The organism is Pseudomonas sp. TE3895, assembly GCF_056278855.1.
Genome location: NZ_JBWBQE010000001.1, coordinates 1472100 through 1493028 on the forward strand (window position 1 = coordinate 1472100; position 20929 = coordinate 1493028).

Below are 20929 nucleotides of genomic sequence, written 5' to 3' on the forward strand. Positions count from 1 at the left end.
TGAATAGCACCACTATAAAGGCTCGCGACTGGCGTGGTACAGGCTGACCCGGCGGAATTCGTGCGGCTCGGCCAGGTCTGGCAGGGTCAGCGCCTCGAGCACGCCCAGTTGCTGGTACAGCGGGTGACGGAAGTCGCGTACCCGTGAATCGGCCACCAGCGCCTGGCGCCCACGGCCAAGAAAGGCATCCAGCAGCGGCAGGTTGGCGCGGTCGTACAGCACATCGGCAACCAGGATCAGGTCGAAACGGTCATCTTCGGCGAAGAAATCCTCGCTGTAGCTCAGTTCCACACCGTTCAGTTCAGCGTTCGCACGACAGGCATCGAGTGCCAGTGGGTCAAGGTCGCAGGCCACTACCTCCAACGCACCCGCGCGCGCTGCAGCAATGCCGGCGATACCCGAGCCGGCGCCGAAGTCCAGCACCCGCTTGCCGGCGACCCATTCCGGGCGCTCGGCCAGGTAGCGGGCCATGGCCAGGCCACTGGCCCAGCAGAAGCTCCAGTAAGGCGGGTCTTCAAGAATGCGCCGGGTTTCTTCGCTGCTGAAGGCGCGGTCCATGTTCTGGTCGTCGATCAGCCACAACTTCAGGTCGCAGTCGGGCAGTTCGCTGACGACCAGGCGCGCTTCGCCGATCAGGCCGCTGAGGGCCTGTTGCAGAGCCAGCGGCATCACTTAAGGCGCCTTCTCGAAACGCAGCGGGCCGGTGGCCTGGGTTTGTGCCTGGGTAATGCGCACCGGGGGCAGGTGCATGATCAGCTGGCCGGAGTTGCTGGCGCGGCCACGCAGTTCGACCCGGGCACCGGGCGGGAAGGCTTCGGGGTTGAAGCGCAGGTGGTAGGGCAGTGCCTGGCCGGTACCGGTCAGATTACTGCTGGCCAGCAGGCGCTGCGGGCGGTCGCGTTCGTCGATCACCAGCAAGGCCAGTTCCACCTCGGCACCCGCCGGAATTTCCAGCAAAGTGCCGCTCAGCTCGCGCTGGTAGGCCGGCAACGGGCCCAGTACTTCGGCCTTGGCCGAGGGGGCTGGCGCGGGCGCCGGGTTGTCGGTCTTTGGCCTGTCGCTGCCGCAGGCGGCAAGCAAAGCGGCGCAGCACAGCACGACGAGCGCTCGGTAGTGCATGGGGGAGTCCTTCACGGGCATATTTCCCATGGATGTTAACCCCTTTGGCTTGTCTTGCCAGTGCAATGCGCTACCATGGCCCTCCCTTTTTTTGTTGCCTGCCACCATGCACTGTCCCTTTTGCGGTGCCAACGACACCAAGGTCATCGACTCTCGCCTCGTCGCCGAGGGCGAGCAGGTGCGCCGCCGCCGTGAATGCGTGGCCTGCGGCGAGCGCTTCACCACCTTCGAAACCGCCGAGCTGGTGCTGCCCCGGCTGATCAAGCAGGACGGCACGCGCCAGCCCTTCGACGAAGAAAAGCTGCGCGCTGGTATGCAACGGGCCCTGGAAAAGCGTCCGGTCAGCGTCGAGCGCCTGGAAGCTGCGCTGGCGCACATCAAGAGCCGGCTGCGTGCCACAGGCGAGCGCGAAGTCAAATCGCTGGTGGTCGGTGAAATGGTCATGGCCGAGTTGCGCAAACTCGATGAAGTGGCCTATATCCGCTTTGCTTCGGTGTACCGGCGCTTCCAGGACCTCGACGAGTTCCGCGAAGAAATCGACCGCCTGGCCCGTGAGCCAGCTAAAGAGTGAACATGCCCAGCCAAGCTGCCATTCTCGACGCTCACTACATGGCCCGCGCGCTGGAGCTGGCGCGTAAAGGCCTGTACACCACCCACCCGAACCCGCGCGTAGGCTGCGTGATCGTGCGCGATGGCGAAGTGGTCGGTGAAGGCTGGCACGTGCGCGCCGGCGAGCCCCATGCCGAAGTGCATGCTCTGCGCCAGGCCGGTGAACTTGCCCGCGGTGCTTGTGCCTACGTCACCCTGGAACCATGCAGCCACCATGGCCGTACGCCACCGTGTGCCGAAGCACTGGTCAAGGCCGGCGTGGCGCGTGTAGTCGCAGCCATGCAGGACCCTAACCCGCAAGTGGCGGGACAGGGCCTGCGGCGCCTGGCCGAAGCCGGAATCGAAGTGGCCAGCGGAGTGCTCGAAGCCGAGGCCCGCGCCCTCAACCCAGGCTTCCTCAAGCGCATGGAGCACGGCCTGCCGTTCGTTCGCGCCAAGCTGGCCATGAGCCTGGACGGCCGCACCGCCATGGCCAGTGGTGAAAGCCAATGGATCACCGGCCCGGCCGCGCGCTCAGCCGTGCAGCGCTTGCGCGCCCGCTCCAGCGTGGTGCTGACCAGCGCCGCCAGCGTGCTGGCAGACAACGCACGCATGACCGTGCGTGGTGCCGAGCTGGGCCTGGATGCCGAAACTACTGCCCTGGCTCTTAGCCGCACACCCTTGCGGGTGCTGGTCGATGGCCGTCTGCGCCTGCCACTGGCGGCGCCATTCTTCCAGGCCGGCCCGGCTCTGGTGGTGACTGCTGTCGCAGATGACCCGCGCTATGCCGCTGCCGGCCACGAATTGCTCAGCTTGCCGGGCGACAATGGCCAGGTCGACCTGGCGGCGCTGCTTCGCGCCCTGGCTGCCCGCGGCGTCAACGAAATCCTGCTGGAAGCCGGTGCCGGCCTGGTCGGTGCCTTCGCACGGCAAGGCCTGGTCGACGAGTACCAGCTGTTCGTCGCTGGCACCTTCCTCGGCTCTCAGGCCCGGCCGCTGCTGGACTGGCCGATGGACAAGATGAGCGAAGCACCACGGCTGAAAATTACCGAAATGCGCGCAGTGGGCGATGACTGGCGGGTCACGGCCATCCCCCTGCCGGCGCCCGGCGTATAATGCCGGGCTTGCCCCGCGCAAACCGTTTTTGAGGAAGACCCCATGTTCACCGGCATCATCGAATCCATCGGCACCATCCGCAGCCTGACTCCCAAGGGTGGTGACGTGCGCGTCTACGTAGAAACCGGCAAGCTCGACCTGGGGGACGTCAAGCTCGGCGACAGCATCGCCGTCAACGGTGTATGCCTCACGGCCGTAGAGCTGCCGGGTGACGGCTTCTGGGCCGATGTCAGCGTCGAAACCCTCAAGCGCACCGCCTTCATCGACCTCAAGAGCGGCAGCAAGGTCAACCTGGAAAAAGCCCTGACCCCCACCACCCGCCTGGGCGGGCACCTGGTCAGCGGCCACGTCGACGGGGTTGGCGAAATCATTTCGCGCAGCGATAACGCCCGCGCCATCCAGTTCCGCGTGCGTGCACCGAAGGAACTGGCCAAGTACATCGCCCACAAGGGTTCGATCACCGTCGACGGCACCAGCCTGACGGTCAATGAGGTCAATGGCGCCGAGTTCGAGCTGACCATTGTCCCGCACACTCTGTCCGAAACCATCATGGCCGATTACCGTGCAGGGCGTCGGGTAAACCTTGAGGTCGACCTGCTGGCCCGTTACCTGGAGCGCTTGCTGCTGGGTGACAAGGCCGCCGAACCGAGCAAGGGCAGTGGCATTACCGAAAGCTTCCTGGCCGCCAATGGCTTCTTGAAATCCTGATTGAGAAGGGGGTGCCGCGTGGCGCTCAACAGCATCGAAGAACTGGTCGAAGACATCCGCCAGGGCAAAATGGTCATCCTGATGGATGACGAAGACCGCGAGAACGAAGGCGACATCATCATGGCGGCCGAATGCTGCCAGCCGGAGCACATCAACTTCATGGCCAAGCATGCCCGTGGCCTGATCTGCATGCCGATGACCCGCGAGCGTTGCGAAACGCTGAAGCTGCCGTTGATGGCACCGCGCAACGGCTCGGGCTTCGGCACCAAGTTCACCGTGTCGATCGAGGCCGCCGAGGGCGTCACCACCGGTATTTCCGCCGCCGACCGCGCCCGCACTGTGCAGGCTGCTGCTGCCAAGGACGCCAAGGCCGAAGACATTGTCAGCCCTGGTCACATCTTCCCGCTGATGGCCCAGCCAGGCGGTACGCTGGCGCGTGCCGGCCACACCGAAGCCGCCTGTGACCTGGCGCGCATGGCCGGTTTCGAGCCAAGTGGCGTGATCTGCGAAGTGATGAACGACGACGGCACCATGTCGCGCCGCGCCGAACTGGAAGTGTTCGCCGCCGAGCACGGCCTGAAGATCGGCACCATTGCCGACCTGATCCACTACCGCATGATCCACGAGCGCACCGTGCAGCGTGTTTCCGAGCAATCGGTGGAGAGCGAGCTGGGTGAGTTCAACCTGGTCACCTACCGTGACGCGGTCGAAGGCGACGTGCACATGGCCTTGACCCTGGGCAAGATCTGCGCCGAAGAGCCGACCTTGGTACGGGTACACAATATGGACCCACTGCGTGACCTGCTGCTGGTCAAGCAGCCAGGCCGCTGGAGCCTGCGCGCGGCCATGGCCGCAGTGGCCGAAGCCGGCAGTGGCGTGGTGTTGCTGCTGGGGCACCCGCTGGACGGCGACGTGCTGCTTGCGCACATCCGCGAAAGCGCGGGCGATGCGCCGGCCAAGGCACCGACCACCTACAGCACTGTGGGTGCCGGTTCGCAGATCCTGCGCGACCTCGGTGTGCGCAAGATGCGCCTGATGAGTTCGCCGATGAAGTTCAACGCGATATCCGGATTCGATCTGGAAGTTGTAGAATACGTGCCCTCCGAGTGACTTGAGGCGGCATTGACGCCCTCTGCTCGAGTCCAGACCCCTGTCGAGGCCGCTTGTATGCGGCCTCGCTCTTGAAGATGAGAATATCGGAATGACCCTGAAGACCATCGAAGGTACCTTCATCGCCCCCAAAGGTCGCTATGCTTTGGTGGTTGGCCGCTTCAACAGCTTCGTTGTCGAAAGCCTGGTAAGCGGTGCCGTTGATGCCCTGGTACGCCACGGTGTCAGCGAAAGCGACATCACCATCATCCGTGCCCCGGGTGCATTCGAGATCCCGCTGGTAGCACAGAAGGTCGCCCAGCAAGGCGCCTACGACGCGATCATCGCCCTGGGCGCCGTGATTCGTGGCGGTACCCCGCACTTCGAATACGTGGCGGGCGAGTGCACCAAGGGCCTGGCCCAGGTGTCCATGGAGTTCGGTGTTCCGGTGGCCTTCGGCGTACTGACCGTCGACTCCATCGAGCAAGCCATCGAGCGTTCTGGCACCAAAGCCGGCAACAAAGGTGCTGAAGCTGCCCTGTCCGCACTGGAAATGGTCAGCCTGCTGGCGCAGTTGGAGGCCAAGTGATTAGCGACGAAAGCGATCGTTTCAACCCGCGCGATCCAAAACCTGCGGATGCCGGCAAGCCCTCGAAGAGCGCCAAGCGCCGCGAAGCCCGCAAGCTCGCGACCCAGGCCCTCTACCAGTGGCACATGGCCCAGCATTCGCTGAACGAGATCGAAGCGCAGTTCCGGGTGGATAACGATTTCACCGATGTCGACGGTGCCTATTTCCGCGAGATCCTGCATGGGGTCCCGGCAATCAAGGGCGAAATCGACAAAGCGCTGGTGCCTTGCATGACCATCGCACTGGAAGAGCTCGACCCGGTCGAGCTGGCCGTGCTGCGTCTGTCCACCTGGGAACTGATCAAACGCGTCGACGTGCCGTACCGCGTCGTGATCAACGAAGGCGTGGAGCTGGCCAAGGTCTTCGGTGCCACTGACGGCCACAAGTTCGTCAACGGCGTGCTCGACAAGCTAGCCCCGGCGCTGCGTGAAGCAGAAGTCAAGGCGAACAAGCGCTGATCCTGGCGCTGCCTGGTCATGGGTGAGTTCGAGCTGATCAACCATTACTTCGCCGCTGCGCCCTGTGCGCAGGGTGGCGAGGGCGTGGCGCTGGGTATCGGCGACGACTGTGCCCTGCTGGACCTTCCCCCCGGTGAGCAACTGGCGGTGTCGACCGACACCCTGGTCGCCGGGGTGCACTTTCCTGCTGTTTGCGATCCGTTGCTGCTTGGCCAGCGATCGTTGGCTGTGGCGGCCAGTGACCTGGCAGCCATGGGCGCGATTGCAATCGGCTTTACCCTCGCACTGACCCTCCCTGACGTTGGCCCTGACTGGCTGGCGGCCTATGCCGACGGCCTTGGTCGCATGGCCCACCGTTGCCGCATGAGCCTGATCGGTGGTGACACGACGCGCGGCCCCTTGAGTATCACCGTCACCGTGTTCGGCCGCGTGCCGGCTGGCCAGGCCTTGCGCCGCAGCGGTGCAAGGCCGGGTGACCTGTTGTGTGTCGGCGGTTCGCTGGGCAAGGCCGCCGGTGCCTTGCCCTTGGTGCTGGGCGAGCGCGAGGCGCCTGCCGCGCAGGCCGAGCCGCTGCTGGCCCATTACTGGTCACCGATGCCGCAGCTCACCCTCGGTGCCCTGCTGCGTGGCCGGGCCACGGCGGCGCTGGACATCTCCGACGGGCTGCTCGCCGACTGTGGGCATATTGCCAAGGCATCCGGTGTCGCGTTGGAGGTGAACCTGGCGCAAGTGCCAGTGTCTCCTGCTCTGGAGGCCTTCCTCGGCCGTGAAGCAGCCGTGCAGGCGGCGCTTACCGGTGGCGACGATTACGTACTGGCCTTCACCTTGCCACCCGAGGCGCTGGCGCCCTTGGCAGCCTTCGATTTTATCGAAGTGCATACCGTCGGTCGTGTGCTCGAAGGGCAAGGCGTGACCTTGCGCGACGCGCAGGGCCAGGACATAACCCCCGTCCAGCGGGGCTATCAACACTTTAGGGAGAGACCGTGACCGATCACCCCAACCAGGTGCCTGCGGAGTTCGTTCCGCCTTCGGTCTGGCGCAACCCGTGGCACTTCATCGCTTTTGGCTTCGGTTCTGGCACCTTGCCCAAGGCGCCAGGTACCTGGGGCTCGCTGGTGGCCATACCGTTTATCCCGCTTTGGCAGATGTTGCCCGACTGGGGATACTGGCTGTTGCTCGGCGTGAGCATGCTGTTTGGCTTCTGGTTGTGCGGCAAAGTTGCCAATGACTTGCGTGTACACGACCATGAAGGCATTGTCTGGGACGAGATTGTCGGCATGTGGATCACCCTCTGGCTGGTGCCGGAGGGCTGGCAGTGGCTGTTGGCAGGGTTCCTGATGTTCCGCTTCTTCGACATCCTCAAGCCGTGGCCGATCCGCTGGATCGATCGTCATGTGCACGGGGGCGTCGGCATCATGCTCGACGATATCCTGGCCGGCGTGTTTGCCTGGCTGGGCATGCAGGTTCTGGTGTGGGCGGTTGCCTGAAACAGGGAGTGCGTGAATGGCCGTAAGGACTGTACTGCTGGCAATGCTGCTGAGTATTGCCCCGTGGGTAACGGCTGCCGAGGGTATCCCGAAACAGATCCATCTGGTTAGCGAGGAGTGGCTCGACTACACCAATGCCGACGGTACCGGGGTGGCCTGGGATGTGCTGCGCAAAGTGTTCGAGCCGGCCGGCGTCGAGGTGGTTACCCAGAGCGCGCCCTACAGCCGGGCGGTTGGCCTGGTCAAGCGCGGCGAGGCTGATGCCTGGGTTGGCTCGTACAAGGAAGAGAACGACGACAACCTGTACCCGCGCTGGCACTTCGACATGGACCACATTTATGCCCTGGGGCTGGCCAGCAAACCTGCGCCTACCCTGGATACCATCGGCAAGTACCGGTTGGCTTGGGTGCGTGGTTATGATTACGGCAGCTACTTGCCCAATGTGCACGAATTCCGCGAAATCCAGCGTCGCGAGGGCATTTTGCCGATGCTCGAGCACGACCGGGTGGACTACTACATCGACGCACTGACCGAGGTCGACTACGTGCTAGGGCAAGCCTCCCAGCCTGAGCGCTTCCGCCGTACCCACGTGGCCGAGTTGCCGTTGTACCTGGCTTTTGCCCGTAACGACCAGGCCAAGGCCCTGTGCGACCTGTTCGACAAGCGCATGAAGGAGCTGGTGCGTAGCGGCGAACTGAAACCGATTTTCGAGCACTGGAAACAGCCCTATCCGTTCAACGCCGGTAGTCACCCGCACTGAGGCTGAATACACCAAGGTACATCGCGGCCCCCTGTGGCAGCGGGCTTGTGATTGAGCGATGGCTTTTTAATAAGTATCGAACTTTTCGATCTTAAGCCACCGTATACAGCCAGCCCACATCCCCCAACCTGCTGATACAATCGGCCCACGAGAAATTTCCTACTTATTCCAGGAGCACAACGTGCCCGTCGTCTTTGTTGCCGCCTCTAAACTCCCGACGCCCTTCGCGACCTTCACCATGCATGGCTTTCTCGACGAAGCCACAGGCCGTGAGCATGTGGTGCTCAGCCTGGGTGATATCGCGGACGGCCAGCCGGTACTGGGGCGCCTGCATTCCGAGTGTCTGACCGGCGATGCACTGTTCAGCCAGCGCTGCGACTGCGGCTCGCAGCTGGAAGCCGCGCTGCAGGCCATCGCCCGCGAAGGCCGTGGGGTGCTGTTGTACCTGCGTCAGGAAGGCCGTGGCATCGGCCTGCTGAACAAGATCCGCGCCTACGAGCTGCAGGATGGTGGCGCCGACACCGTCGAAGCCAACGAACGCCTGGGCTTCGCTGCCGACCAGCGTGACTACGCCATATGCCTGCCGATGCTCGAGCACCTGGGCGTGAAGTCGCTGCGCCTGATGACCAACAATCCGCGCAAGGTCAAAGCCCTGACCGACATGAACATCGTGGTTGCCGAGCGTGTGCCGCTGCACACCGGGCATAACCCGCACAACCGCTACTACCTGGCGACCAAGGCCGGCAAGTTGGGCCACATGCTGGGCAACGAACACCAGGGCGAGGTGCCCCAGGCGTGACTCGCGCCGAGGTCAAGCGGCGCCTGGCGCTGGCCTGGTGGCAGTACCTGGCGGTGGGCCTGGTGCCGCTGCCAGTCATGGCTTGGGCCTTTGGGGGCGGTGATGCACTGATCCCGGTGTTGGCCATGCCACTGTTCATCGCCGGTGCGGCCACCATGTTCCTCAGCCTGCCGCGCTTCGGTGCCTACAAGCGCGCACTTATCGCCACCTCAAAGGTGCTCGGTACGGGCGAAGAAGCCGCTGCCTGGATCGAACTGGCGCGGGTGCGGCGCATGGCCATGCTGTATGCCTGCTTCCCGGCTTGGGTCGCCGCACTGTCGGTGCTGGTCGGTCTGGAGGCAGTGCCGCAGATCCTCCTCGCATTGTCTACCGTTGTAGTGCTGTACCTCTATCGCATTCCGCGCCAGCTGGGCTGATGCGACTGCTACCTGGCCTGCTGGCGTTGTTCGCCTGCACTGTACTGGCTGCAGAACCGCTGCGTGTCGTCAGTCTGGCCCCCTCGATGAGCGAGATCATGCTTGAGCTGCAGGCAGACGACCTGCTGGTGGGCGTGCTCGACGGTGGCGAACGGCCGGCTGCGCTGCGCCATTTGCCTTCGGTCGGGCGCCAAGGGCAACTGGACATGGAGCGCCTGCTCAGCCTGCGCCCCGACCTGTTGCTGCTGTGGCCAGGCAGTGTGCCACCGGCCCAGCGCGACCAACTCAAGCGCCTGGGTATGGCCACCTTCAGCGCCGAACCCCACGACATCAGCCAGCTGATCGAGCAGATCGAGGCCATTGCCGGGCGTATCGGGCGTGCCGAGCAAGGCCATTCCTACGCACGAGCCCTGCGTGAGCGGCTGCAGCAGCTGCGCCAGCAGTATCGGCGTGACGAACCCTTGCAGGTGTTTTATCAAGTCTGGGATCGGCCGTTGTACACGCTCGGTGGCCGACAGGTCGTGACCGACGCCCTGGCCGTGTGCGGGGCGCGCAATGTGTTCGCCGACCTTGGCCAGCCGGCGCCACAGGTGAATGTGGAGTCCGTGCTGCAGCGTAATCCGCAGGTCATCCTGGCAGCTGATGAGGCGCAACTGGCCAGCTGGAAGGCTTGGCCGCAGATTCGAGCGGTGGCTGATGGGCGCCTGCTGGTGGTGCCGGACAAAGGGCTGGAGCGCCCCAGCGGGCAGATGATCGAAGCCACCGCCCGCTTGTGTGCGTTGCTGGACGCTAAAGCGCCGGTGTCCAGGTGATGCTGAAGAGCACAGTGCGGCCCTCTTCGCGGTAAGGGTGATACGCACCCTCGTAGCTATAAAGGGCGCGGCTGTAGCTGCGGTCCAGCAGGTTATCCAGCTTGGCTTCGAGTTTCAGTTCGTCGTTAGCCGCCCAACTGCCGCGCAAACCTAGCAGGCCATAGCCACCGATGCGGTTACGGTTGGCCTCATCGTCATAACTGCTGCTGACCGCCTGCCAGCTGGCACCCACGCTGAAACGCCCGAACTCACGGTCCAGGTCCAGGCTCAAGGTGCGGCGGGCGCGGCGGGCGAGGGTGTGGCCAGTGTCGCGGTCGCGTGGGTCGGTCAGCGCCAGGCCAAGCTGGCTGTGCCAGGCGCCCCATTGCTGCGCCAGCGCCATTTCCACGCCATTGATTCGTGCCGAGGCGACGTTACGGGGTATCGAGTCCTGGCCAAAGATGATCGCGTCGCGCAGGTCGGTGCGGTACAGCGAAGTCTCCAGCCGGCTCTCTGCAGTCAGCTGGCTGCGCCATTGCAGCTCGTAGCTTCTGGAGTGCTCTGGGTCCAGGTTCGGGTTGCTGAACTGTGGGTAATACAGGTCGTTGAACGTTGGCGCGCGAAAGCCTTCGCTGTAGGACAGCAGCACATCGTTGTGCGCGTCCAGCGGTACGGTCAGGCTGCCGCTCCAGGTGGTCTGGCCACCAAACTGCTGGTTGCGGTCATGGCGCACGCCCAGCTCAGTGGAAATCTGCTCGCCCTGGTAGCGGTGCTGGGCGAACACGGCACGGTTCCAGCGGCTGTCCTCAGTGAAGTCGGTACTGCCGTGTACGCGGTCTTCGTACCAGTCGCCACCGATCAATATGGTGTGCTGTTCGCCGAGGGCCAGGTCGTTCTGCCAGGTGGCCTGATCGCGGTAGGTGTTGAACACGAAACGCTCAGCGCTGAGCTTGTCGCGTTTGTCGTCTCGGTTCTCGCCATGGGCCAGTTCAAGGCGTGAATGCCAGGTTTCGGTGACCTGAACGTCAACGTAACTGCCCAGGCTGCTGACGCTGAAGTCGGTGTAGGGTTGTTGACCGAAGCTCTCGAAGGTAACGGGGTCGAAGCCGCCGAACGGGTTGTCGTACTCGCTGCGCCCACGGCTGTCGAGCAGGTTCAAGCCGGCCTCGAAGCGCTCACCGAAGGTGTGGCTCAGGCTCAGGTTCAACGCCTTGTTGCGGTAGGCGTCGTGGTCACCATCACTGTCGAAGGATGGCCCGGTCGAGTCGATGCCGGCAGTTTCGTCCAGGCTGGCGCCAAGGTTGAAGCGGGTCGTGTCGTTGCCGCCAGAAAGCCCCAGGCTGCGTTGGAATGTCTGGTTGCTGCCGGCGGCCATGCGCAGGCGTGGCTGCAGACCGGGGCCACTGCTGCGTCGGGTGAAGATCTGGATCACCCCGCCAATGGCATCGCTGCCGTACACCGCTGAGCGCGAGCCGCGCAGTACTTCGATGCGCTCGATCTGGTCGATGTCCAGAAACTGCAGGCCGCTGTCGCCCGAGGTGGCATTGGCGATGCGCACGCCATCGACCAGCACCAGGCTTTGCGCGGCCTTGGTGCCACGGATAAAGATGCCCGGCAGGCTACCACGGCCACCGGTAGGTGCTACTTGCACGCCCGGCACGCGGGAGAGCAAGTCGGTGACGCTGGAGGGTTGCAGGCGGTCGATGTCGGTGCGGGTGAAAACCGTGTTGGCTGCACTGGTGGCTGTACGCGATTCGACCTGGCGGCTGGCGCTGATCAGCACGTCGGGGAGTTTGAGGGCGTCGTCGCGCTCAGCGGCCAGAAGGAATGTAGGGGCACAGAGAATCGTGGTACAGGCTAATTTTTTCATGGGCAGTTCCAAAGGATTTCCACAGCACTGTGCTGTCCCCGTAGGAGCGGGTTTACCCGCGAAAGGGCCGGGCCTGCAGGCCAATTTTCACCCGCCGTTCACCGTTGTTGCCGCTACCGTATTCGCGGGTAAACCCGCTCCTACAGTGAGCACACATCGGTGATCGGGCGCAGGCCGTCGTAGGAGCGGGTTCACCCGCGAAAGGGCCGGGCCTGCAGGCCAATTTTCACCCGCCGTTCACCGTTGTTGCCGCTACCGTATTCGCGGGTAAACCCGCTCCTACAGTGGGCACACATCGGTGATTGGGCGCAGGCCATCGTAGGAGCGGGTTCACCCGCGAAAGGGCCGGGCCTGCTGGCCAATTTTCACCAGTCGTTCACCGTTGCCGCCGCTACCGTATTCGCGGGTAAACCCGCTCCTACAGTGGGCACACATCGGTGATCGGGTGCAGTCCGTCGTAGGAGCGGGTTCACCTGCGAAAGGGCCGGTCCTGCTGGCCAATTTTCACCAGTCGTTCACCGTTGTCGCCGCTACCGTATTCGCGGGTAAACCTGCTCCTACAGTGGGCACACATAGGTGATCGGGCGCAGGCCGTCGTAGGAGCGGGTTCACCCGCGAAAGGGCCCTAGAGCCCGAGCCTGGCCATGCGGGCCTTCACCGAAGCCTCGATCCCGGCCGCATCCAGCCCGCACTCAGCCAGCATTTGCGCAGGCTTGGCATGCTCGACATAGATATCCGGCAGCCCCAGGTGCAGAAGCGGCTTGAGCACTGCCTGGCTGGCAAGGAACTCACCCACCGCAGCGCCCGCGCCACCCATGATGGCGTTTTCTTCAATGGTTACCAGCAGTTCATGGCTGCCTGCTAGCTCCAGCACCAGCGCCTCGTCCAGCGGCTTGACGAAGCGCATGTCGACCACCGTGGCGTTGATCTGTTCGGCCACTTGCATGGCCTCGGCCAGTTGTACGCCGAACACCAGCAAGGCCACTTTCTCGCCTTGGCGGCGGACCACACCCTTGCCGATCTCCAGTGGTTGCAGGTCACCGCTGATCGGCGCATTCGGGCCGGTACCACGCGGGTACCGTACAGCGGCCGGACCGTTGTACAGGTGGCCGGTGCTGAGCATCTTGCGCAGTTCGTTCTCGTCGCTGGGGGTCATCACCAGCATGCCCGGGATGCAGCGCAGGTACGACAGGTCGTAGCTGCCGGCGTGGGTCGGGCCGTCCTCGCCGACCAGGCCGGCGCGGTCGATGGCGAACAGCACGTCGAGGTTCTGCACCGCCACGTCGTGGATCAGCTGGTCGTAGGCGCGCTGCAGGAAGGTGGAGTAGATCGCCACCACCGGCTTGCTGCCCTCGCAGGCCATGCCGGCCGCCAGGGTCACGGCATGCTGCTCTGCGATCGCAACGTCGAAGTAGCGCTCAGGGTAGCGCTCGCTGAAGTCGACCAGGTCCGAGCCTTCCTTCATTGCCGGGGTAATGCCCACCAGGCGGTTGTCGGCGGCGGCCATGTCGCACAGCCACTGGCCGAACACTGCGGAGTATTTCGGACCGCTGGCTTTCTTCGGCGCAGCTGGCTTGTCGGCCGGCTCCAGCTTGGTAATGGCGTGATAGCCGATCGGGTCAATCTCGGCAGGGGCGAAGCCTTTGCCCTTCTTGGTCACCACATGCAGGAACTGCGGGCCCTTCAGGTCACGCATGTTGCGCAGGGTGGCGATCATGGTGGGCAGGTCGTGGCCGTCGATCGGGCCGATATAGTTCCAGCCCAGTTCTTCGAACAGTGTGCCTGGCACCAGCATGCCCTTGGCGTATTCCTCGGTGCGACGGGCAATTTCCCAGGCGCCTGGCAGTCGCGACAGCACTTTCTTGCTGCCTTCGCGCATGCTCGCGTAGGTGCGGCTGGAGAGGATCTTGGCCAGGTAGTTGGACAGGCCGCCGACGTTGCGCGAAATCGACATGTCGTTGTCGTTGAGGATCACCAGCATGTCGGCATTGACTTCCTGGGCGTGGTTCAACGCCTCGAACGCCATGCCGGCGGTCAGCGCGCCATCACCGATCACCGCGATCGACTTGCGTGCGCTGTTCTGCAGACGGGCAGCAATGGCCATGCCCAGCGCGGCGCTGATCGAGGTGCTGGAGTGGCCAACGCCAAAGGTGTCGTACTCGCTTTCGCTGCGGCGCGGGAAGGCCGCGATGCCGTCCTTCTGGCGCAGGCTGAGCATGCGGTTACGACGCCCGGTGAGGATCTTGTGCGGGTAGGCCTGGTGCCCTACGTCCCACACCAGCCGGTCGTCCGGGGTGTCGAACACGTAGTGCAGGGCGATGGTCAGCTCGATCACGCCCAGACCGGCACCAAAGTGCCCACCGGTCTGCCCGACGGTGTAGAGCAGTTCCTGGCGCAGTTCGTCGGCCAGCGTCTCCAGGTCGGCTTCGGCCAACCGGCGCAGGCCGGCAGGCGTGTCAGCGCGGTCGAGCAACGGCGTGACCGGGCGTTCGCGGGGGATCTCTTGAAACGTCGTGGGCATCAGGCGAGTCGTTATAGGTGTGTGAAGACGCGGCAGTTTACCCCATTGTGGGAAAAGTGCCCATTCGACCACAGGTTACGCGGTCCCCTGTGGGGGCGGGTTTACCCGTGAATGCGTCGGCAAATTCAAGATCGCATTCGCGGGTAACCCGCTCCTACAGGGATAGGTGAAGCTGTTTAGTTACGGCGTTCGACGATGTAACGCGCCAAGGCCCGCAGCGGTTCGGCCGTTTCGCCGAACCCTTGCAGTGCAGCCAGCGCCTGGTCGCGCAGTTCGATTGCATAGGCTTTGGCGGCTTCCAGGCCCAGCAGGGCCGGGTAGGTCGGTTTGTCACGCGCTATGTCTGCACCTTGGCGTTTGCCCAAGGTAGCAGTGTCGCTTTCCACGTCGAGGATGTCGTCCTGCACCTGGAATGCAAGGCCAATGGCCTGTGCATAAGTCTGCAGGGCATCCAGCTGCGCCTGTTCGGCACGGGCACTGGCCAGGGCGCCGAGGCGTACGCTGGCTTCGATCAGCGCGCCGGTCTTGTGCCGGTGCATGAACTCCAGCGCCTGCTGGTCCAGCTTCTGGCCCACCGAACCGAGATCGATCGCCTGGCCGCCAACCATGCCGGCCGGGCCGGCAGCTTTGGCCAGTACCTGAACCATGGCCAGGCGAATGCTGTCGATCTGAGGGCTCAGGCATGGGTCGAGCAGGGCACTGAAAGCCAGGCTCTGCAAACCGTCGCCCGCGAGGATTGCGCACGCTTCGTCAAACGCCTTGTGGGTGGTCGGCTGGCCGCGACGCAGGTCGTCGTCGTCCATGGCCGGGAGGTCGTCATGCACCAGCGAGTAAGCATGGATCAGCTCTACCGCGCAGGCTGCGCCGTTGGCTTGTTCGGCCGGGGCGCCCAAGGCTTCGCAGGCCGCATAGGCCAACAGCGGGCGCACGCGTTTGCCGCCGTTCATCACGCTGTAGCGCATGGCGGCGTAGAGGCGTTCCAGCTCTTTGCTCGGGGCGATGAACAGCGGTTCGAGGGCTGCGTCGACTCGGGCCTGGCAACTGGCCTGGTAGGTGCCAATCATGCTTCCGGCTCCGCGTCGAAGGGCTGGGCAGCCAGTTCACCGTCGCGCTCCAGCAGAATTTGCACCTTCTGTTCGGCCTGGGCCAGGGCGCCCTGGCAGTCACGGGTCAGGGCGATGCCTTGTTCAAAGGCGGCCAGCGACTCTTCCAGCGACAACTCGCCGTTCTCCAGGCGCTCGACCAGTGCTTGCAGGTCTGCGAGGGATTGCTCGAAATCGAGGGAGGCTTTTTTGCGGGCCATGGCGACTGTCTCGGTGGCATTCAGAACGGCGCGACACTAGCAGAGCGGGGCGGGGGGAGCAAACTTCCGGCAACTGCATCGGCTGATGCAGACCGATGGAGGAGCGGCCCTGTGTCGCGAAAGGGCCGCTCACACAAGGACCGCAAAGCGTCCCGGTTCGGTGGATCAGGCCGGCTCTGCTTCCCGTTCCAGCATCGCCTCACGGTACCGCGCCAGCTCCTCGATGGTCAGCACCGGCAAATTGTACTGCCGTGCATATACCGCTACCTGCTCACCACGGGCCATGCTGCCATCGGGGTTCATCAACTCGCACAGCACCGCCGCCGGGCGCAGGCCGGCCAGGCGCGCCAGGTCTACCGAACCTTCGGTGTGCCCACGGCGGGTCAGCACACCGCCATTGCGGGCGCGCAGCGGAAAAACATGCCCCGGGCTGACGATATGGCGCTGTTCGGCGCTGGAACGCAGTGCTGCGTCAATGGTGGTGATGCGGTCTTGGGCGCTAACCCCGGTGGTGATACCTTCGGCTGCCTCGATGGTGACGGTGAAACCGGTGCCGTGGCGGGCCTGGTTGTTCTGCACCATGGGCGCCAGTTGCAGTTCGTCGACGGTGGCTTCGTCCAGGCACAGGCAGACGATGCCGCTGCAATCGCGAATCATCATGGCCATGGTCTGCAGCGTAATGTTCTCGGCGGCGGCAATGATGTCCGCTTCGTCCTCGCGGTCGTCATAGTCGAGCAACAGTACAGGGCGCCCGGCCTGGAAGGCGGCGATGGCGGCGGAAACAGTGGGAAATTGCGTGTGGTGCTGGGTGAACATGAAACGCTCCTCGTGAATGATCGATGAACGTCTCGGGGCGAACAAAATGCGCGCGCAAGGGCGCCCGGATGGCCCCTGCATGACGCCTTCTTTCATCCGGACTATGACCGTCGGCTCTGGAGTTGCACCAGATCTGCTGACCCCCGACATGGTCGGGGCGCTCGCGGGCTCATCTTTCGATTTACCGCCGGTGGGGACTTACACCCCGCCCTGAAGACCGACCAAGCATACAGCACAGGGCCACCCCAGTGGCAACCCGCGGTTCTACTACCTTCGACGAGACTTGCAGCAGTAACCATCTACCCCTTTGCACTTGCCGCAGCGCTTACCTTCGTGACGGTCACATTGGCAAACCTAGGAAACGAACCGTCATGTCCTCTCTCTATCCTTTTACCGATACCGATCTCCATCTCGCATTCAGAAAGGTCGTCGACACTTTGTTCGACAAGAAGCGCGACTACGTCGACGGCGTGCTCAAGCCCAAAATGCTCATCATTGCCGGTACACAAGGCTCGGGTAAGACGTACTTGCTGGAAAACACGCTGCTGAAGAGCGGGCGCTACGACAATTATGTTCGCCTTTACGAAACCCATTTTCGTGAACTGCACCCTCATTATCGGGCGATGGAAGACAAAGGCGTGCTGCATGTCTATGAGCATACCGAGTCGTTCATCTGGCGGCTGGGGGCCATGATTTGCACGTATGCGATGGAAAACAAATACAACATCATCATGGAAACCGCGCTCGACAGCCCTCATTTCGCTGATTTTCCACCTGAAGCTGCCCGGCAGGGCTATCAGAGCGAGGTCCATCTGATAGCGTGTCAGAAAGAGTTCAGCCACTGGTCGACCCTGGACCGTGTGGTCAACAGCGTTGGCAATCATGAGATCGAGCGTGTGGTCAGCCTGACGCAGATCGAAGAGGCGCAAATCAATGGCAGGTCCATCATCGATGCTTTCGAAAACGCCTGTATCGAGGTACCGGGTTCCGAAATCGTGATCTATCGACGTGGCCTGGAGACGGAAAAGAACAGCCTGCCGGTCTGTCACAGCACCTGTCCTGAAAAAGGGCTCCTCGTGCCCCAGCAGACCTACCAGGGCAGAGCATTCTTCCGCGGGGCAGACCTGAAGATCAACTTCAAGGTCCAGCGCAGTCCCCAGGCCGATTTCCCCTGTTCCTATATTCAGTATGCGCAGGTGGTGCATGCCGGCCTGCTGGGTTCGGAACACCGTCGGGCGATGGCCGAACTCAATTGCAAAACCCCCGGCCAGGCTCAGAGGCTGATGTCGCAGTTGCCTGTCGATGTCTACCGCGAGCTGTGCCTGTACGTGCTCAAGTACGCGCAACGTTGAGCCGGGCAGGCACAGGGCTGGTCACTGGCCAGACATGCCTTCGATCACCCTGCGCAGGGAGGCGCCCAGCATGGGCCCATGCCCCAGACCCTCGAAGCGCTCAAAGCGCACGTCGAGGCCTTTGATCGCGGCCAGATCTGCCGCCAGTTGGCGCGCAGGCAACTCGTCGTTCTCGTGCGGCGAACCATGCGGGCTGGCGGGCTCCTGCCCGCCGCGCATCAGCAACAGGTGCGGGCGCGCCTCCCCCAGGCGTGAGGAAAGTCCTTGCGCCTCCCGGACAATCACACCATCGCGCCACCACAGTGACGGGCTGGCAGCAGCGTAAAGGCTGAATTCGCCGGGGCAGGTAAACAGTGCGTGAAGCACAGCCAGGCCACCATAGGAGTGCCCCCACAGCGTCTGTCGTTGCGGATCGATCGGCGCCACAGCCGACACCATCGTGCGCATGCGCCCGGTCAGAAGCTTCAGGAACGCATCGACCCCGCCGCTGGGCTGGCCGGTCAGCGGATCACGCTGCTGCACCTGCTCCGGCAGCGCCGGGGTGTAGTCCAGCGTGCGGCCGGCCCTGTCGATGCGCAGTTCGGTCCGGTAACCCACCGCCACCAGCAGGGGCGCCTGGCCCGCGGCGAGCCTGTCCAGTTGCTGCTGATCCAGCGTCCCCAGTGCAGCATTCCCATCGAGCATCCACAGCACCGGGTACCCCGATGCTGGCGCTGGACGATTCGGCTTGCCAACCCACAGGCGGTAGTGACGCAGGCCATCGGCCGAGTCCAGATCAAGCTGGCTGAAGTGATAGGCCAGGTCCTGGCGCTGTAACACCGACGTGTCCATCTTCTGGTCATGCTCGGGCTGGGCCAGGACAAGAGGGGCCGCCAGGGCAAGTGCCAAGGCCAGCATCAGGGTCTTCTTGCTCATCGGGCGTCTCGTCAGGGCTTTGCAAGGAGCGCAAGGCTTGAGCGCCCAGATGATAACCAGTCCCGATCGAGCGTAAAGCGCATTAACTTTCTAAACAGTCTCAGGCCGCAGGCAAGGTCATGTGCAGGCACAGGCCCGGGTGCCCATTGCTGGCCCACAACCGCCCGCCTTGCAGTTCGATGGCGCGGCGGGCGATAGCCAGGCCCAGGCCGAAGCCTGCGCCACTGTCGGCCAGGCGCTGGTAGGGCTTGAAAATGCGCTCAAGGTCGGTATCCGGTACGCCTGGCCCTTGGTCGCTCAGGCGCAGGTGCCAGCATGCGCCCTCGCGCCAGCCATCAAGGCTGACCCGGCCTTCGGTCGGCGAGTGGCGAATGGCATTGCGCAACAGGTTTTCCAGGGCCTGGGCCAGACTGTCCAGATGGGCCTGCAGCAGGCAGTCAGTGCCAAGTGAACACGGCAGGCGCGCACGGTCCCAGCCGCTTTCGAAACAGACGTCCTCGCACAGGGCTTCCCACACGGAAAGCACCAATACCGGCTCGGTCGACAGGCTGGGTTGTTCGGTGTCCATCCACGCCAGGTCGAGGGTGTTTTCCAGCAACTTCTGCATGTCGGCCACCTCACGGTCCAGGCGCTCGCGCAACTGCGGCGGTGGCAAGTCGCTGTCATGGGCGATGCGCAGCCGCGCCAGCGGCGTGCGCAGTTCGTGAGACAGCGTGCGCAACAGCAGGCGCTGTTGCTCAAGGCTCTGGCGCAGGCGCCCGGCCATGTGCTCGAAGGCCTGAGCCAGTTCGCCCAGCTCATCACGGCGTTGCTGCAGGGGCAGGGCGGGGCTGTCAAGGTCATCGGCCCGCAGGGCGTCGGCGCGGTCGCGCAGGCGGTTCAGCGGCACGACAAGGTGCCGGTATAGCGCAAGGCCCAGCAGCAGGGCCAGCAGCGCGGGGGCAACGCCATGAGTCACCACATGGGTCCAGGGTGTCAGGCCTGTGGGTAGCAGCCGTTCGGGCAGTTGCAGCACCAGGCGGCCATGCTCGGGGTGTTGCGGAAATTCGATGCTGACGTATGGCAATTCATCCTGCAGGCGCCGGCTCATCGGCCAGTCGAGCTTGCGCATGAATGTCAGGTGGCTGGCTTCCTCGGCGCTCAGCGGGGTGGTGCCAAGGCTCTGAAGGTGTGGACCTATCACGGCCACCCAGGTGTCCTCGGCCAGTGCCACCTGCTTGCGCCAGGCTTCGGTGCCGGCTGCGCCGTCCTGCTCCCACGCCTGTTCGGCCTGTTGAGCATAACGCGCCAGGTAGTCCTGGTCGGCCTGGGACAGAAAATAGGTACTGCGTTCCACCGAAAGGCCCCAGGTCCAGATGAGCCAGATCAGCAACAGGCAGAAGCTGACTTGCAGCAAGGCCAGTTTCCACAGCAACGGGTGGCGACGCATCAGGTCTGCTCCGTGTCGACCAGGATGTACCCTTGGCCACGCACGGCCTGGATCTGCAGGTGCTGGGCGTTGATGTCGGCCAGTTTGCGGCGCAGGTTGCACACATGCACATCCAGGCCTCGGTCCAGTCGGGTATAGGCCCTGTGCAGCACGGTCTGGTACAGGAAGGGCTTGCTCAACGCTTCGTCGGGGTGGGCCAGCAGCGTGACCAGCAAGCGGAATTCGGAAGCGGTAAGGCCAGCGGCGTTGCCGTTGTGGATAACGTCCTGGCGGTCGTGGTCCAGCATCACCTCCCCCACGTCGGGACGCAGCGCCGTACCACGATCGAATGCCACGCGACGCAGCAAGGCATCTACCCGTGCGTCCAGCTCTGCCAGGCTGAAGGGCTTGGGCAGGTAGTCGTCTGCACCACGGGTGAAGCCGCTGATGCGATCCTGCTCGGCCCCTAGTGCCGACATCAGCATGACCGGCACGGCCTGCTGGCGGCGCAGGGCGTCGAGCAGGCTGAGGCCGTCGATGCCTGGCAGCATGATGTCCAGCAGCACCAGTTCAAACTGCGATTGCTGTATGGCATTCAGGGCCTGGGTGCCGCTGGCGCAGGCGTGCACCTGGAAACCGCGGTTGCGGAAATGACGGTCCAGGTCCTGAAGCAGGCGTGGGTCGTCTTCGGCAAGGAGAAGTGAGGTGGGCACGGCGAGCCTTGATGAGAACTTTTATCAGTTGCGAATCATCCCACTGGCTGCAGGGAAAGGGCAACGGCTTGA

At 63.8% G+C, this 20929-nt stretch carries 23 protein-coding genes and 1 riboswitch; of the genes, 13 read left to right on the forward strand and 10 right to left on the reverse strand.

The genetic code is table 11. The features are described 5' to 3' along the window. Nucleotides 1–12: 12 nt before the first annotated feature. Both ACZ889_RS06590 and ACZ889_RS06595 read right to left on the reverse strand, forming a co-directional pair. Entirely contained in the window at nt 13–669 is a 657-nt protein-coding gene (locus ACZ889_RS06590) for a class I SAM-dependent methyltransferase (protein WP_180688921.1), read from the reverse strand. Between the two features lie 3 nt (nt 670–672). Further along, nucleotides 673–1119, reverse strand: a complete 447-nt coding sequence (locus ACZ889_RS06595) for a YbaY family lipoprotein (RefSeq protein ID WP_047605326.1) — start codon at nt 1117–1119, stop codon at nt 673–675. Between the two features lie 106 nt (nt 1120–1225). Between ACZ889_RS06595 and nrdR the strand changes: the two genes are divergently transcribed. The 12 genes from nrdR to ACZ889_RS06655 all read left to right on the forward strand — a co-directional run bounded on the left by nrdR (nt 1226) and on the right by ACZ889_RS06655 (nt 9980). Next, nucleotides 1226–1690: a transcriptional regulator NrdR gene (nrdR, locus tag ACZ889_RS06600; RefSeq protein ID WP_003255402.1), complete on the forward strand. Its 465-nt coding sequence runs from the start codon at nt 1226–1228 to the stop codon at nt 1688–1690. Nucleotides 1691–1692: 2 nt separating this feature from the next. Further along, the gene (gene ribD, locus ACZ889_RS06605; RefSeq protein ID WP_019750311.1) at nt 1693–2823 is read left to right on the forward strand and encodes a bifunctional diaminohydroxyphosphoribosylaminopyrimidine deaminase/5-amino-6-(5-phosphoribosylamino)uracil reductase RibD; all 1131 of its coding nucleotides are present in this window, start codon (nt 1693–1695) and stop codon (nt 2821–2823) included. Between the two features lie 42 nt (nt 2824–2865). Continuing rightward, nucleotides 2866–3531: a riboflavin synthase gene (locus tag ACZ889_RS06610; protein WP_003255399.1), complete on the forward strand. Its 666-nt coding sequence runs from the start codon at nt 2866–2868 to the stop codon at nt 3529–3531. An 18-nt stretch (nt 3532–3549) separates the two neighbouring features. Continuing rightward, a complete protein-coding gene (ribBA, locus tag ACZ889_RS06615; RefSeq protein WP_003255398.1) occupies nt 3550–4641 on the forward strand; it encodes a bifunctional 3,4-dihydroxy-2-butanone-4-phosphate synthase/GTP cyclohydrolase II in 1092 nt (363 codons plus the stop codon). Between the two features lie 91 nt (nt 4642–4732). Then, nucleotides 4733–5209 carry a 6,7-dimethyl-8-ribityllumazine synthase gene (gene ribH, locus ACZ889_RS06620; RefSeq protein ID WP_003255395.1) on the forward strand — a complete coding sequence of 159 codons (477 nt, stop codon included), beginning with the start codon at nt 4733–4735 and terminating at the stop codon, nt 5207–5209. Beyond that, the gene (nusB, locus tag ACZ889_RS06625; RefSeq protein ID WP_003255393.1) at nt 5206–5706 is read left to right on the forward strand and encodes a transcription antitermination factor NusB; all 501 of its coding nucleotides are present in this window, start codon (nt 5206–5208) and stop codon (nt 5704–5706) included. Before ribH ends, nusB begins: the two co-directional genes overlap by 4 nt. Nucleotides 5707–5724: 18 nt before the next feature. Beyond that, nucleotides 5725–6693, forward strand: coding sequence for a thiamine-phosphate kinase (gene thiL, locus ACZ889_RS06630; RefSeq protein ID WP_476257254.1), 969 nt, complete (start codon nt 5725–5727; stop codon nt 6691–6693). Beyond that, a complete protein-coding gene (locus ACZ889_RS06635) occupies nt 6690–7193 on the forward strand; it encodes a phosphatidylglycerophosphatase A family protein (RefSeq protein ID WP_003255391.1) in 504 nt (167 codons plus the stop codon). Before thiL ends, ACZ889_RS06635 begins: the two co-directional genes overlap by 4 nt. 16 nt (nt 7194–7209) lie before the next feature. Continuing rightward, nucleotides 7210–7953, forward strand: coding sequence for a substrate-binding periplasmic protein (locus tag ACZ889_RS06640; protein ID WP_003255390.1), 744 nt, complete (start codon nt 7210–7212; stop codon nt 7951–7953). A gap of 181 nt (nt 7954–8134) precedes the next feature. Next, on the forward strand, nt 8135–8752 hold the full coding sequence (gene ribA / locus ACZ889_RS06645) for a GTP cyclohydrolase II (protein ID WP_003255389.1): 618 nt from the start codon (nt 8135–8137) through the stop codon (nt 8750–8752). Continuing rightward, on the forward strand, nt 8749–9168 hold the full coding sequence (locus ACZ889_RS06650) for a hypothetical protein (RefSeq protein WP_003255388.1): 420 nt from the start codon (nt 8749–8751) through the stop codon (nt 9166–9168). Before ribA ends, ACZ889_RS06650 begins: the two co-directional genes overlap by 4 nt. Further along, nucleotides 9168–9980 carry a cobalamin-binding protein gene (locus tag ACZ889_RS06655; RefSeq protein ID WP_003255386.1) on the forward strand — a complete coding sequence of 271 codons (813 nt, stop codon included), beginning with the start codon at nt 9168–9170 and terminating at the stop codon, nt 9978–9980. Before ACZ889_RS06650 ends, ACZ889_RS06655 begins: the two co-directional genes overlap by 1 nt. On the opposite strand, the gene ACZ889_RS06660 is transcribed toward ACZ889_RS06655, so the two are convergent. The 5 genes from ACZ889_RS06660 to ribB form a co-directional block, all read right to left on the reverse strand. Then, nucleotides 9958–11829, reverse strand: coding sequence for a TonB-dependent receptor domain-containing protein (locus ACZ889_RS06660; protein ID WP_476257255.1), 1872 nt, complete (start codon nt 11827–11829; stop codon nt 9958–9960). The genes ACZ889_RS06655 and ACZ889_RS06660 overlap by 23 nt on opposite strands. A 625-nt stretch (nt 11830–12454) precedes the next feature. Then, nucleotides 12455–14350 carry a 1-deoxy-D-xylulose-5-phosphate synthase gene (gene dxs, locus ACZ889_RS06665; protein ID WP_010951809.1) on the reverse strand — a complete coding sequence of 632 codons (1896 nt, stop codon included), beginning with the start codon at nt 14348–14350 and terminating at the stop codon, nt 12455–12457. Nucleotides 14351–14526: 176 nt separating this feature from the next. Continuing rightward, nucleotides 14527–15414 carry a (2E,6E)-farnesyl diphosphate synthase gene (ispA, locus tag ACZ889_RS06670; RefSeq protein WP_003255382.1) on the reverse strand — a complete coding sequence of 296 codons (888 nt, stop codon included), beginning with the start codon at nt 15412–15414 and terminating at the stop codon, nt 14527–14529. Next, nucleotides 15411–15653: an exodeoxyribonuclease VII small subunit gene (locus ACZ889_RS06675; RefSeq protein ID WP_003255380.1), complete on the reverse strand. Its 243-nt coding sequence runs from the start codon at nt 15651–15653 to the stop codon at nt 15411–15413. Before ACZ889_RS06675 ends, ispA begins: the two co-directional genes overlap by 4 nt. A gap of 165 nt (nt 15654–15818) precedes the next feature. Next, nucleotides 15819–16469: a 3,4-dihydroxy-2-butanone-4-phosphate synthase gene (gene ribB / locus ACZ889_RS06680; protein WP_476257256.1), complete on the reverse strand. Its 651-nt coding sequence runs from the start codon at nt 16467–16469 to the stop codon at nt 15819–15821. Between the two features lie 80 nt (nt 16470–16549). Then, nucleotides 16550–16691: riboswitch (FMN riboswitch) on the reverse strand. A 149-nt stretch (nt 16692–16840) separates the two neighbouring features. On the opposite strand from ribB, the gene ACZ889_RS06685 reads away from it, so the two are divergent. After that, nucleotides 16841–17821, forward strand: coding sequence for a zeta toxin family protein (locus ACZ889_RS06685; RefSeq protein WP_476257257.1), 981 nt, complete (start codon nt 16841–16843; stop codon nt 17819–17821). Nucleotides 17822–17842: 21 nt separating this feature from the next. Here the strand turns inward: ACZ889_RS06685 and ACZ889_RS06690 are convergent, their stop codons facing one another. From ACZ889_RS06690 to ACZ889_RS06700, 3 genes are all read right to left on the reverse strand, one after another. Then, nucleotides 17843–18736 (reverse strand): alpha/beta hydrolase, encoded by an 894-nt coding sequence (locus ACZ889_RS06690; protein WP_047605330.1) that lies wholly within the window; start codon nt 18734–18736, stop codon nt 17843–17845. A gap of 100 nt (nt 18737–18836) precedes the next feature. Next, complete coding sequence (locus tag ACZ889_RS06695) at nt 18837–20165, reverse strand: HAMP domain-containing sensor histidine kinase (RefSeq protein ID WP_054889214.1); 1329 nt, start codon at nt 20163–20165, stop codon at nt 18837–18839. After that, the gene (locus ACZ889_RS06700; protein ID WP_012051067.1) at nt 20165–20857 is read right to left on the reverse strand and encodes a response regulator transcription factor; all 693 of its coding nucleotides are present in this window, start codon (nt 20855–20857) and stop codon (nt 20165–20167) included. The genes ACZ889_RS06695 and ACZ889_RS06700 overlap by 1 nt, the downstream gene beginning before the upstream one ends. Nucleotides 20858–20929 lie beyond the last annotated feature (72 nt).